Annotated in this window: 14 protein-coding genes; 9 read left to right on the forward strand and 5 right to left on the reverse strand. The window is 62.8% G+C overall.

What is annotated here, in order from left to right; translation table 11 throughout:
* The first annotated feature begins 1 nt into the window (after position 1).
* On the forward strand, positions 2 to 658 hold the full coding sequence (locus tag AOT96_RS23765; protein ID WP_007735111.1) for a TetR/AcrR family transcriptional regulator: 657 nt from the start codon (positions 2 to 4) through the stop codon (positions 656 to 658).
* Here the strand turns inward: AOT96_RS23765 and AOT96_RS23770 are convergent.
* Both AOT96_RS23770 and AOT96_RS23775 read right to left on the reverse strand, forming a co-directional pair.
* On the reverse strand, positions 624 to 1,358 hold the full coding sequence (locus AOT96_RS23770) for an energy-coupling factor transporter transmembrane component T family protein (protein WP_030535579.1): 735 nt from the start codon (positions 1,356 to 1,358) through the stop codon (positions 624 to 626). The genes AOT96_RS23765 and AOT96_RS23770 overlap by 35 nt on opposite strands.
* Positions 1,355 to 3,394: an ATP-binding cassette domain-containing protein gene (locus AOT96_RS23775; protein WP_030535578.1), complete on the reverse strand. Its 2,040-nt coding sequence runs from the start codon at positions 3,392 to 3,394 to the stop codon at positions 1,355 to 1,357. The genes AOT96_RS23770 and AOT96_RS23775 overlap by 4 nt, the downstream gene beginning before the upstream one ends.
* Positions 3,395 to 3,505: 111 nt before the next feature.
* Here AOT96_RS23775 and dapB point away from each other — a divergent pair, with 111 nt between their 5' ends.
* Both dapB and AOT96_RS23785 read left to right on the forward strand, forming a co-directional pair.
* On the forward strand, positions 3,506 to 4,261 hold the full coding sequence (gene dapB, locus AOT96_RS23780; protein WP_378397116.1) for a 4-hydroxy-tetrahydrodipicolinate reductase: 756 nt from the start codon (positions 3,506 to 3,508) through the stop codon (positions 4,259 to 4,261).
* Positions 4,258 to 4,722, forward strand: a complete 465-nt coding sequence (locus AOT96_RS23785; protein ID WP_003942246.1) for a hypothetical protein — start codon at positions 4,258 to 4,260, stop codon at positions 4,720 to 4,722. Before dapB ends, AOT96_RS23785 begins: the two co-directional genes overlap by 4 nt.
* A 34-nt stretch (positions 4,723 to 4,756) precedes the next feature.
* Here the strand turns inward: AOT96_RS23785 and AOT96_RS23790 are convergent, their stop codons facing one another.
* Both AOT96_RS23790 and AOT96_RS23795 read right to left on the reverse strand, forming a co-directional pair.
* A complete protein-coding gene (locus tag AOT96_RS23790) occupies positions 4,757 to 5,413 on the reverse strand; it encodes a DUF3105 domain-containing protein (RefSeq protein WP_003942235.1) in 657 nt (218 codons plus the stop codon).
* A gap of 48 nt (positions 5,414 to 5,461) precedes the next feature.
* Positions 5,462 to 6,409, reverse strand: a complete 948-nt coding sequence (locus tag AOT96_RS23795; protein WP_058226283.1) for a hypothetical protein — start codon at positions 6,407 to 6,409, stop codon at positions 5,462 to 5,464.
* Between the two features lie 200 nt (positions 6,410 to 6,609).
* Between AOT96_RS23795 and AOT96_RS23800 the strand changes: the two genes are divergently transcribed.
* Positions 6,610 to 7,008 (forward strand): DUF1801 domain-containing protein, encoded by a 399-nt coding sequence (locus tag AOT96_RS23800; protein ID WP_007735116.1) that lies wholly within the window; start codon positions 6,610 to 6,612, stop codon positions 7,006 to 7,008.
* A 7-nt stretch (positions 7,009 to 7,015) separates the two neighbouring features.
* Here AOT96_RS23800 and AOT96_RS23805 read toward each other — a convergent pair whose 3' ends face one another.
* The gene (locus tag AOT96_RS23805; RefSeq protein ID WP_083197660.1) at positions 7,016 to 8,173 is read right to left on the reverse strand and encodes an isochorismate synthase; all 1,158 of its coding nucleotides are present in this window, start codon (positions 8,171 to 8,173) and stop codon (positions 7,016 to 7,018) included.
* Positions 8,174 to 8,372: 199 nt separating this feature from the next.
* Here AOT96_RS23805 and AOT96_RS23810 point away from each other — a divergent pair, with 199 nt between their 5' ends.
* The 5 genes from AOT96_RS23810 to AOT96_RS23830 are packed head-to-tail and all read left to right on the forward strand — an operon-like array spanning position 8,373 to position 12,281.
* Entirely contained in the window at positions 8,373 to 8,603 is a 231-nt protein-coding gene (locus AOT96_RS23810) for a phosphopantetheine-binding protein (RefSeq protein ID WP_003942230.1), read from the forward strand.
* Positions 8,591 to 9,391 (forward strand): 2,3-dihydro-2,3-dihydroxybenzoate dehydrogenase, encoded by an 801-nt coding sequence (locus AOT96_RS23815; RefSeq protein ID WP_065352399.1) that lies wholly within the window; start codon positions 8,591 to 8,593, stop codon positions 9,389 to 9,391. The genes AOT96_RS23810 and AOT96_RS23815 overlap by 13 nt, the downstream gene beginning before the upstream one ends.
* Before the next feature lie 41 nt (positions 9,392 to 9,432).
* Positions 9,433 to 11,097, forward strand: a complete 1,665-nt coding sequence (locus AOT96_RS23820; RefSeq protein ID WP_042450693.1) for a (2,3-dihydroxybenzoyl)adenylate synthase — start codon at positions 9,433 to 9,435, stop codon at positions 11,095 to 11,097.
* Positions 11,098 to 11,133: 36 nt separating this feature from the next.
* A complete protein-coding gene (locus tag AOT96_RS23825) occupies positions 11,134 to 11,781 on the forward strand; it encodes an isochorismatase family protein (protein WP_065352400.1) in 648 nt (215 codons plus the stop codon).
* 47 nt (positions 11,782 to 11,828) lie between these two features.
* Entirely contained in the window at positions 11,829 to 12,281 is a 453-nt protein-coding gene (locus tag AOT96_RS23830) for a flavodoxin family protein (protein WP_003942217.1), read from the forward strand.
* Positions 12,282 to 12,347: the final 66 nt, after the last annotated feature.

Consider the following 12,347-nt stretch of genomic DNA (forward strand, 5'->3'; position numbering starts at 1 on the left):
AGTGGCACGAAGGCGTGGGTGGGGCGGCAATCCACCGGACAGTGACGAAGATGCGTCTCGTCGCATTGTCGAGGCCGCGGTCGAGTTGATCGGACGGACAAGTTCGGAAATCAGCATCGGCGACGTCGCCGAGTCACTGGGCGTGATCCGGCAGACCGTGTATCGATACTTTCCCAGCGCTGACGCTCTGATGCGGGCAGCGGCGATCGCGTCGGTCGACGGCTATCTCGATCGACTCACCACACACGTGAGCGGCATCGAAGATCCCGTCGAGGCGATGACCGAGGGTGTCGTCTACACCCTGACCCAGGTCCACCGAACGCCGCATCTCGGCATTCTGCTCACCAGCACGAATTCGAGTCTTCATCCCGAGGGTCTGACCTCTCAGGAGGCGCAGGCCTTCGGAATGGCGATGATCACCCGCTTCGACGTGGACTGGGTGCGTTTCGGATACGACGACGCATCACTTCAGGAACTGGTCGAATACGTCCTGCGGACGATGCAGTCGTTTTTCCTCGCGCCCGGCGACCCGAAGCGGAGCGACGAAGAACTGCGGCGATACCTACGGCGCTGGATGGGTTCTGCGATCATCGCCCAGGGAAATTCTGTCAGTGGTGACCCGATCAGCGCAGAACCAGAGTCAAAACAACCGCGCTGACGCACGCGGCGATGACGACGGTCAGTGCGAACAGGTCGGCGAGCTGAGGGCGCTTGGGGTACGCCGCGATCAAACCGGTGCCCCCGCGAGCGGAGATCGCTTCACCCATCTCGGCAGAGCGCCGAATTGCCACCGACATGGTCGTGGTGATCAGATCGACTATCGAATTGTCGGCAGCGCTGTTGACCACAGCTTTCGGGCGTAGTCGTCGCGCCGCCACCAGGGTGAGCATCTCGTCGATCAAGAGCGGAAGTGAACGAATGCAGAGGGCCGTCGCGATCGCCCACTCGTCGACCGGGATCTTGAGGAATCGTAGCGGTCTACCGAGTGTTGCCAGTGCCGGCGCCACATCGCTCATCGACGTGGTCCATGCCAACATCAGTGAGACGCAGAGCAATACAAGACCGAACGCCACCGCTTGCAGGTAGATGAACACTGCGTCGAGGCCGATCGGAAGATTGATCAACGCGCCGAGCAGGATCAGCGCCCACAACCACCACGGAGGTCGCGGAACTGCAGTCGGGGGGATGCGTCCGATCACCGCGGTCAGCAACAACAATCCGAGTACGACGCCGATCGCCGGCCAGGACGGAGCGGTCACGACCACGATGCTGACGAGAACGACGGCAACGATCTTCGTTCCGGCCCACAATCGGTGGATCGGCGATGAAGTCGGGACTTCGCGCAGAAGTGTTGTCACGTCGTCGATCCTTCCAAGGCGCTGCTGGCGGCAGGGTCGAGGATGCGACCCTCCGACAGTCGAATTGTTCTGCTGCACACGGCGTCCATGCCGTCGACATCGTGGGAGATGACGACTACTGCGGTTCCGTTCCGACGAATCCACCTGAGTACGTTCAGGATTTCGTGTCGACCGGGTGGATCCAGACCGGCCAGCGGTTCGTCGAGGATGAGTACCCGCGGTTGGCGCACGAGGAGACCGGCCAGGACGACGCGTCGCATCTGTCCGCCGCTCAACTCGTCGATGCTGCGGCCGGCGATGTGACGGTCGAGTCCGACGGCGTCGAGCGCCCACGAGACTTGCACCGATCCGATCTCCGGACCTCCGGCGGCCTCGATGTCTTCGGCGACGGTTCGGCGTTGCAGCTGCAGTCGCGAATGCTGGAACGTGAGACCGACGGTGCCGAGTTGGCGTGAGACGGGTTTGCCGTCGAAGACTGCGGTTCCCTTGCTCGGTGCGATCAAGCCCGCCATGATCCAGGCCAGAGTCGATTTACCGGAACCGTTGCCGCCCAGAACCAGCAGCCCGTCGCCGTCGCCGATTGTGAGATTGACGTCCGACAGTGCGCGCCGCGACCACGGAGTCCGGTCGTTGTACGTGTGGGTGACATCGGTGAGTTGGAGGACAGCTCGAGTGCTGACCGGCCACGGCGCAGACGGCGGACCCCCGAACGTCGACGTCATCCAACCTGGTTGGTGATCGATCTGCCGTCCGCGTTGTAGTTGAATCACCCGATCTGCGTTGCGGGTGTCGGCGTGGTGATGGGTGACCAGTACCACGGCCATCGGGTGGCGTCGCGGAAGTTCGGCAAGGAGCGAGACCAATTCCTCCCGGCCGGCCTGATCGACCATCGCGGTGGCTTCGTCCGCGATCAGCAGAGCGGGGCGCCGCGCCAGCGCGGCTGCAACAGCCAGACGTTGCATCTCGCCACCGGACAGCCCGGAGGTCTCACGCATACCCATGCCTGCGAGTCCCACCTCGGCCAGCAGTGCATCGACGTCGGGATGCGACTCGGGGGGAAGCCCCCAGACGACGTCGTCCGCGACGCGGGTTCCGAGGATCTGGCTTTCGGGTCGTTGGAGGACGACGGCGGTTCCGCCGTGTCGGCCGAGACCGGCGGACCCGGGTCTCGTCAGCGTCCCGACAGTCGGCGCGCGACCGGCGAGCAACCGGGTGAGTGTGGACTTGCCCGAGCCGTTGTGGCCGACGACGGTGACGAACTCTCCTCGTCGCACGGTGAAGTTGACGTCGACGAGGGCCGGTGTCGTTGCACCCGGATAGGTGAAGCCCACGTGATCGAAAGTGACCGGCAACGGATCGATCGGACGGTCGTCGGGTGCTGTCTGGAGCGGGTCGGCCGAAGGGAGTGCAGCCAATCGGTCGAGGACGGCGCCGAGGACGAAATAGGAGACGACGGTACTGAGGACGATTCCGGAGATGATGGACACGCCGATCCACAACCACCAGTAGTCGATGATCGAGCCGATGCTGTTCTCGATCCATTCGGCTGCGCCGACGAGTGTGGGGGCACGCTTCAAGATCTCGGCCACGCCCAACGCGGTGTTCTCGAGCGAGGTCAACAACAAGGTGCGCAGCGGAGCGAGAACAAGCAACAGGACTATGGAGAACAACGCCAGCGCGGGCCCGATGACCAATGACGACAGCAATGCGGAGACGAAGCCGAGACCGCGCCGCTTGACCGTACCGATGATTCCGCCGAGGAGAGCGCTCAATGCGACCGCCGCCGCAGATCCCGAACCCGCCGCGACGAAGGCGACTGCCGTAGCCGAGATACCGGCCGTCGTCACGGCGCGGACTCGGAAGCGCTGGGCAACAATTCCCATCGGAACGGCGGCCACGAGGTTGAGGGCGCTGGCCATGGGGATGACCGTGGCAATGACGGACAACGCGACCGTGAATCCGGCCATGACGGCACCCGTTGCCAACTCGAGTGGTCGAAGGTTGCCGGTTTCGCGGACTTGCGGACGGTTGCTCACTACGTCCAGTGTGCCAGTGGTGACATAACTCCCGCCCGACTGATGGTGAGCGCATCGGGGTGATTGCGTAGGCTTCACCTCAAACAATGCATCGGACGGAGCGTGGAAGACGTGAGTGCAGCACCCATCAGGGTCGGGGTTCTGGGAGCCAAGGGCAAGGTCGGTCGAGCGATCTGCGAGGCAGTGGAAGCTGCTCCCGATCTGGAACTCGTCGCTCAGGTCGACACCGGTGATCGCATCGAGACGTTTGTCGACACCCGCACTCAGGTAGTGGTCGATTTCACGCACCCCGACGTCGTCATGGGAAATCTGGAATTCCTCGTGGCCAACGGAATTCACGCAGTGATCGGCACCACCGGTTTCGACGAGTCCAGGCTTGCGACTGTGCAGTCCTGGCTCGACGCCCAGCCGGCAACGGGTGTTCTGATCGCCCCGAACTTCGCCATCGGTGCTGTGCTGTTGATGCGCTTCTCGGCTGCCGCGGCGCGCTTCTTCGATTCCGTCGAGGTCATCGAACTCCATCACCCCAACAAGGCAGATGCTCCCTCGGGCACCGCATACCGAACGGCCGCGATGATCGCCGAGGCTCGCGCGGAAGTAGGCGTGGGACGCAGTCCTGACGCCACCACGACCGAGCTCGAGGGTGCGCGCGGAGCGGACGTCGACGGCGTCCGGGTTCACTCCGTGCGGATGGCCGGACTGGTCGCGCATCAGGAAGTGATTCTCGGAACTCAGGGCGAGACGCTGACCATTCGCCACGACTCGATCGACCGGAATTCGTTCGCGCCGGGCGTTCTGCTCGGTGTCCGCCAGATCGGCTCGCGTCCGGGTCTGACGGTCGGTATCGATTCCTTTCTCGATCTATGAACAAGACCACCCGCACCGTCGCACTGATCGTCGCGATTTGCATTGCGCTCGCGGTGTACTTCGTGCTGCTCGGCCAGCGCGGAATCCAGCTCATCCAGGACGGTGGCGGCGCCGCGATCGGTCTCGGGATCGGCGTGCTGATCCTGCCGTTCCTGGGGCTGTGGCTCGTCATCGCCACGCTCCGTGCCGGCTTCACGCACCAGCGCCTCGCGCAGCAGATTCACGACGAGGGCCTCGCTGTCGATGCGTCTGCGCTTCCGAAATTGCCTTCGGGCCGGATCGAGCGAGCGGCTGCCGACGAGTTGTTCGCCCAGATCAAGGTCGACTGGGAAGCAGACCCGGACAACTGGAAGCAGAACTTCCGACTTGCTCGCGCCTACGACTATGCCGGTGACCGAAGCCGGGCTCGGGAAACCATGCGACGGGCAGTCGAACTGGAACGCCGTTCACGAGGCAAGTAGGTGTCTACGCCGCGGAGCGGGGCCTGCTGAGACGCTACCGCTCCGGAACGGTTGTGGGAGATGACGGATCCGGAGTGGTGGGGTCGAATGGCGGCGGGTTGTTCGGGTCGAAGCTCGTCACCGGCACCGAACAGGTCGCGCCCACTTCGGGATACGTGTTCGGGTTGACGCGCAGAGCCGAGACGAACTGATCGATGCGCGCGTCCGCGGCGTTGTCGAGCTTGAGCTGACGGCCCCACGACTGCAGCGAGATCGGCGAATCCAGGGTCGGATACGGCGACATCAACGTGTAGCTCATGCCCTCGACTCGCTGTGCCAAGCGAGCCTGATCCTCGCTCGAGACGAGGTCGGGGTTGTACGTGATCCACACGGCCCCGTGCTCGAGAGAATGGACCGCATTCTCGGTCCGAATCGCTTGTGGATAAACAACTCCGGTGCAGTTTGCCCAGACCGAGTCATGACGGCCGCCGAAGGGCGGTGAATATGTGTACGCCACGCGTTCGTTCGGGCGTACGTGTTGGGCTGCTGGGTAGTCGACCGTGACAACTCCGTCGATGGCTTCGGACGGATCCGGGTTGTCGATGCTCGGAACAAACGCATCCGGGCGCGGTGATCCTTCGAGGGAATTCGCACACGAAGCCAGTGCGAGAACTGCCGAGACCACCACTGTCGCTCGAAGTTGTTTGTTCACTCGGCCATGATAGCGGCGCCTGTCCGCTTTCCCGGGGACGCGAATCGACTACGACCCGAGAGAGCCGCTCGCTCCGCCCGACAGTGCGATGTCGCTGGCGCCGCGAAGAATTCGGATTGGTGGTAATGGCCCTCGGTATGCCTCGGAGCCACTGATCAGATCACCGGCAGCGTCGAACGCGATCGCCTCACCTTGTGGCTCGTCGGGAAGGGGGACGCGAATCGGGTTGGTGTTCAACGCTTTCACGACATCGCCGTCGGGAGCTGCGTACAGGTAAGCGTCGGTATACGTGCGGAGCGCTACCACCGTGCCGTCCTTGCTCACGGCGCCGCCGGTGACAGCCATCGTGCCGGCGTGGGGGACGGGCCCACCGGGTGTGAGGGTGGGAGTAAATCTGAGCTGACCTACTTTGGCCAACATGGTCGGCGAGCCCGTACTCAGATCCTGAACCTGCTGTCGCTCAGCGGTTGTGTAGACCACGCTTGCACCTAGGTAGTCCTTGGTGACGATGACGGGAACCCCGTCGCTCTGGATCAGTAGTGTCTCGGCGTCGTGCCCGCCGTCGGGATAGACCAGGGGGTAGGAGGTCGCCGCACCTGAAGCCGGATCGAGGTCGATCAGCCCGACCGACGTTCGTACCGCGTTGTTGTCGCCGATGTCTGCCAGCCACAGATGGCCGTCGGGAGTCGACGACAGCTCCTCGACGTCGACACGAGGGGTGCCCACGCTGATCCAGCGCTGCACGTGGCAGTTCGAATCGAGTTCGGCGACCCGATCGTCGGAGCCGCTGTCGCCGATTGCGTACATCCCGGCCGCGGTGACGGTGAGTCCGGACAGCTCGGAAAGGCCTGCATCGGTGGGTGTGCACAGTACGTCGAAGACGCGGGCCTGTTGCGCCGCCGCAGGAACAGTGTGAACGCCGACAATCGCGGCGGCGAGAACAACCGATCCGGCAGCCCAAGCGACTGAGTGGGTGAGCGGTCGATTCCAGATCACGATGCAGTCCTCCAGGCCGAAGAATCGGGACTTAGTACCCAGAGAATACTGGACGTCCGTCTCACTTTGACCGAAACTGCAAGAAATCGCATCTGCCGAGACGCCGTGATGCGTCAGTGATTCACCGAGTGAATCCGCGTGCAGGAGGGGATACTCGACTCACCGGAGATCGGCGGCGACGAGCAGGAAGTGACGAAGCGATGGCGAAGAGTGAGTCCGACAAGCAAGGCGCAGATTCCCCGTCTCGGTTGATCGACAAGCGAATCGAGGAACTCGGAGACTGGCGGGGCGAGATGCTCGCCCGGATACGAACTCTGATCAAAGAAGTGGATCCGGATGTGGTGGAGGAATGGAAGTGGCGAGGTGTTCCCGTGTGGTACCACGCCGGAATGATCTGTACCGGTGAGACTTACAAGAGCGCAGTGAAGGTGACCTTTGCCAAAGGCGCATCACTCGACGACGCTTCAGGACTCTTCAACTCCAGCCTCGAGGGCAATACGCGACGGGCGATCGATTTCCACGAGGGCCAAGCCGTCGACGAAAAGGCGTTCAAGGCACTCGTTCACGCCGCGATTGCCCTGAACACCTCGAAGAAGTGACGCCCTGTCAGAGATGATGTTCAGCGAGGTCGAACGCACTGAGTAGCGTGCGGAATTTTGTACTGGTCTCTCTCAATTCGATTTCCGGGTCGGAAGTAGCGACGATGCCGCCGCCGGCGTAGGCCCGCGCCGAGAGGCCGTCTGCTGCGATCTCGGCGCAACGAATAGCAACCATCCACTCGCCGTCTCCAGTCCGGTCGCACCAGCCCACGGCACCGGCATAGAACCCACGATCGGCTTCGGTTGCGGTGATGTGCTCGCGTGCGGCGACCGTCGGTGTGCCGCAGACAGCGGGAGTCGGATGCAGCGCCATTGCGAGTTCGAGCGAGGTCAGGCTCGGGTCGATCAGGACACCTTCGATCTTGGTCCCGAGATGCCACAGTTGCGGTGTCCGAAGGATTTCCGGTGCGCTGGGTGCATTGAAGGACGTGCACAGTGGTCCGAGTATCGCGCTGATGGAGTCGACGACAAACGCGTGTTCGGCCAGATCTTTGGTCGACGCGCGGAGTTGCTCGGCATTCGCCTCGTCCTGATCCGAATTCGGATGGCGTGCAATCGAGCCCGCCAGCGGGTGGCAGGTGACGACGCCGCCTCGCCTTTCGATCAGAACCTCGGGCGTCGAACCGACCAGCGAACGCCCGCGGTACTTTCCTCCGGCGGGGGACAGGTCGACGCAGAAACCGTTGTGCGCGTGATCGAGTGCAATCAGTTTCTCGGCCAGAGCGGCGGGGAAGATCGTGGACTCGGCCTCGATGGTCAGGGAGCGTGCGAGGACAACTTTGTCGAGTTCGCCTGCTCGAAGTCGTTCGATGGCTCCGCGGACCCTGTCGGTGTGGATCTGCGGGCTGGGTTCGAATCCGGCTACCCGCGAAGTGGGTAATGACGGGATGTTCGAGTGATATAGATCACCGTGGACTCGTGTGAAACTCAGTGGCGCGGTGAGGGCGGACGGCGTCTCCGGGGAGAACGGCAGGGCGCCGACGACCGAGTCGATGCGCCCGGTCTTGAGGGCTTCGGCAGCGTCGAAGGCCGAGTCGAATTCTTCGACTACTCCCGAAGTGCGGATCGACGTTTGCCTACGTGAGAGCAGGAAAACGGAGTCCGTTTCATCGTCAGTCCGGTTGTTGCGCAACGGGAATTCGGAGACTTCGGCGAGTGCTGACATGGACACCCTTCCAGTTCGACAGATTGCTTGTTATGTTGAGGCTAGCCTTAGTTTGGGTGAATTTGTGTTGCGAGCGTCCGGGTTGTGTACTTCCGTACCGTTATGGTTAGGCTGGCCTAAAGTCAAGGCGTGCGGACGGGGTCGACACGAGGTTGGGTTGGCTCGATCTGAGCGCGTCGACCACTACTCGAGGAGACCGATGAGCAACACCGTGGACCGTGACCAGATCGTGCGCGACGTCGCCGAGGTTCTGTCGATGAGGGCAGAACAACTCGGCGACGACGCGGACCTGGGTGACGAAGGCCTTGACTCGGTTCGCTTGATGACGCTCGTCGAACGGTGGCGGGGAGCGGGCGCGGATGCCGACTTCGCGGAGTTGGCAGAAGAGCCCACGATCAATGCCTGGGTTCAGGTCCTGTGCCCGCAGTGAGCGAGCGCCGAATCGCCGTGGTCACCGGTGCTGCGGCGGGGATCGGCGCCGCAGTGGCCCGTACGCTTGCGCGCGACGGGTATTCGCTGGCGTTGCTCGATCGCGACGACGTCGAATTGAAGCGGGTAACTGCGGAATTGGCAGAAACAATCGTCGAAGGCGCCGATATCGAGAGTCACGTCGTGGACGTGACCGACCGGCAGGCAGTCGACGCTGCAGTGGCCTCGACGATGGACACGTTCGGCCGGATCGACGCGCTCGCGCACGTCGCCGGAATTCTCGACACCGGATCGGTGCTGGACTCCGATCCGGACCAGTGGCGGAAGATATTCGGCGTCAACGTCTTCGGATTGCTGAACGTGCTGCAAAGCGTGGGACTGGAAATGCGTCGCCGTCGGGCCGGGGCGATCGTGGTCGTCTCGTCGAACGCGGCCGGTGTCCCACGTATCGGGATGGGTGCTTACGGTTCGTCCAAAGCTGCTGCCACCATGTTGGTTCGAACCGCTGGACTGGAGCTGGCTACTGAAGGCATTCGTGTCAACGTGGTCGCTCCGGGATCCACCGACACAGCGATGCAGCGGTCACTGTGGTCGGACCCTTCCGACGATTCGGGTGCCGACGCGGTCATCGAAGGCAATCTGGCGAGCTATCGCCTGGGTATTCCGCTCGGAAAACTGGCCACCGCAGACGATATCGCGGACTCGGTGCACTTCCTGCTGTCCGACCGGGCGGCCCACATCACCATGCAGGCGCTGTACGTCGACGGTGGAGCGACGCTCAAAGCGTGAGACGTATTTGCTGACAGTACTTTCGAACAGGAGTCACTTGCATGACCTCGAGGATCGCTCGCGAGCCCTTGGCACCCGTCGCACAGTATCCACCCGATTTGGTGACGTATTATCGGGAACGAGGCTATTGGACTGACGAGACGCTGGCCGGATTCGTCACGGCCGCGGCCGCACGGCATCCCGACAACGAAGCGGTGGTCGGCAGCGATGCCTTTGGCACACAGACACGGCTGACGTATTCCGACCTCGATCGTCGCAGCTCGGCCGTGGCCGGAGGCCTGTCCGGCTTGGGTGTTCGCGCCGGTGACCGGGTGCTTCTGCAGCTGCCGAACATCGTGGAATACGTCGAAGCATTGTTCGGTGTGTTGAAGCTCGGCGCCCTGCCGGTATTCGGGTTGCCGGCGCATCGCCGAACCGAAATCGGATACTTCTGCCAGTTCGCTGATGTCGCTGCCTATATCGTCGCCGACCGTCATGGCGGGTTCGACTACCGCGCGCTGGCGCGTGAGGTGAACGAAGGCCTCGAGACTCCGCCTGTTGTGATCGTGGCCGGTGACCCCGAAGAGTTTGTCGGTTTCGATTCGCTGCGCGGATACGAGGTTCCCGTTCTTGCCGACGTCGATCCGTTGTCGGTCGCCTTTCTTCAGCTTTCCGGTGGCACGACCGGTGTTCCGAAGCTGATTCCGCGAACGCACGCCGACTACCTCTACTCGGTGCGAGCGTCCAACCCGATCTGTGGCGTCGACGACTCGACGCGCATGTTGGTGGTTCTTCCTGCAGCGCATAATTTTCCGATGAGTTCGCCGGGCATCCTGGGCGTTCTCCACGCGGGCGGCTCCGTGGTTCTGGCGCCGGACACCATGCCCTCCACAGCTTTCGGTCTGATCGAATCAGAGCGAGTCACGCACGCTTCCTTGGTTCCACCGATCGCGTTGGCCTGGATGGCCGCCCCCAGTAAGGCAGATCACGATCTGTCGAGCTTGCGGGTTCTCGGCGTCGGCGGAGCGAAGTTCAGCGCCGAAGCCGCTGCACGCGTACCCACGGAGTTGGGCTGCACCCTCCAGCAGGTGTTCGGGATGGCCGAGGGGCTGGTCAACTACACCCGCCTCGACGACACGCAAGAATTGATCGTCAGCACTCAGGGCCGGCCCATTTCACCCGACGACGAGGTTCGTGTGGTCGACGACGAAGGCGCGCTCGTCGCGCCCGGAACCACGGGGCACTTACTGACTCGGGGTCCGTACACGATCCGCGGCTATTACCGGGCGGATGCGCACAATGCCGAGGTCTTCGACGCCGAAGGTTTCTATCGCACCGGCGATCTGGTCAGCGTCACCGATTCAGGACATCTGATAGTCGAGGGGCGCGCAAAAGACCAGATCAACCGCGGCGGTGAGAAGGTTGCGGCCGAGGAGATCGAGAACCACCTGCTCTCGCATCCGGCTGTCCACGATGCGGCCGTCGTCGCCGTTCCCGACGAGTACCTGGGCGAACGAACCTGTGCTGTTCTGGTGATTTCCGGAGATGCCCCGACCGTCGGCGAGATCAAGCGATACATACGAGGCCGAGGCGTTGCGGCGTACAAGGTTCCGGATCGAGTGGAGTTCGTGACCGAGTTCCCCGTCACCGGCGTCGGAAAGACCAGCAAGGCGGCCTTGCGCCGTGTTCTCAGCGAATCGATTGCCGCACAGACTCTGTCGAGTTGATCGGTTCCCACCCCCACATTTTCGAGGAGATTCATCATGGCGCTACCCACAGCAGTGCGATACGAGATGCCCACCGAGTTTCCGCAGAATCGGGTCGACTGGACTCTCGATCCTTCCCGAGCGTTGTTGCTTCTGCACGACATGCAGGAATATTTCGTGAACGCGTACGACCGAAGCGTCGACCCGCTCCAAACCGTGGTTCCGAACATCGACCGGCTTCGTTCGTCGGCGCGAGCTGCCGGAATCCCGATCGTCTACACCGCGCAACCCGGTGATCAGGATCCCGAGGAGCGCGCGTTGCTGTCGGATTTCTGGGGACCGGGTCTGAAGGCAGATCCCGCTCACACCGACGTGATCGCCGAGTTGGCTCCGCATCCGGACGACTTGATGCTCACAAAATGGCGCTACAGCGCTTTCATCAAGACAGATCTGCGTGAGCGGCTGCGCGAGAGTGGGCGTGACCAGCTGATCATCACCGGAATCTATGCCCACATCGGTTGCCTGACTACCGCTTTGGACGGGTTCATGCAAGACGTGCAGATCTTCTTCGTGGGCGACGCGGTAGCCGACTTCTCCCTGGACGAGCATGTCGGCGCGCTCGAGTACGCGGCCGGGCGCTGCGCCTCGGTCACCCGAACCGACGACCTGGTCAAGGCGATGAGCGCGGAAAGGGTTTCGGCGTAGGCGTGAACGGCGACGGGTGCGCCACCCGTCGCCGTATTGTCAGGTGTGTGAAGACATTGTTGGTGGTTCACCACTCGCCCTCGCCGACAACCCACGAATTGTTGGATGCGGTCCTGGCCGGGGCTCGCGATCCCGAGATTGAGGGCGTCGAGGTGAAGGTGATGCCGGCGTTGGCGGCGACGGTGCCCGACGTCCTCGCTGCTGACGGCTATCTTTTCGGAACCACCGCCAATTTCGGTTACATGTCGGGCGCGCTGAAATACTTCTTCGACACCACGTACTACCAATGCCTCGGCGCGGTTTCGGATCGACCGTACGGCCTGTGGGTTCACGGCAACAACGACACTGCCGGTGCAGTGTCCTCGGTGCGCAAACTCGCCACCGGGCTCGGATTGGTCGCGGTGGCGGATCCGCTCGAAGTGACTGTGAGCGTGGACAAATCTGTCCGCGATGGTTGTTATGAACTGGGCGGAACCGTCGCGGCAACGCTGATGGACTAGCCTTCACTTTCTCGTTTCGATTCACGAAAGAGACTGTCCCGCAAGCGGTTGTAGAAGCGCGTGTCC

Origin of the sequence: Rhodococcus sp. 008, from assembly GCF_001682295.1 — a bacterium.
GTDB lineage: Bacteria > Actinomycetota > Actinomycetes > Mycobacteriales > Mycobacteriaceae > Rhodococcus_F > Rhodococcus_F qingshengii.

Excerpts from the sequence above, each read along its gene's own strand:
- AOT96_RS23785 (WP_003942246.1), top strand. The coding sequence starts at position 4,258 with ATGAACAAGACCACCCGCACCGTCGCACTGATCGTCGCGATTTGCATT.
- AOT96_RS23800 (WP_007735116.1), top strand. The coding sequence starts at position 6,610 with ATGGCGAAGAGTGAGTCCGACAAGCAAGGCGCAGATTCCCCGTCTCGG.
- AOT96_RS23805 (WP_083197660.1), bottom strand. The coding sequence starts at position 8,173 with ATGTCAGCACTCGCCGAAGTCTCCGAATTCCCGTTGCGCAACAACCGG.
- AOT96_RS23810 (WP_003942230.1), top strand. The coding sequence starts at position 8,373 with ATGAGCAACACCGTGGACCGTGACCAGATCGTGCGCGACGTCGCCGAG.
- AOT96_RS23820 (WP_042450693.1), top strand. The coding sequence starts at position 9,433 with ATGACCTCGAGGATCGCTCGCGAGCCCTTGGCACCCGTCGCACAGTAT.
- AOT96_RS23825 (WP_065352400.1), top strand. The coding sequence starts at position 11,134 with ATGGCGCTACCCACAGCAGTGCGATACGAGATGCCCACCGAGTTTCCG.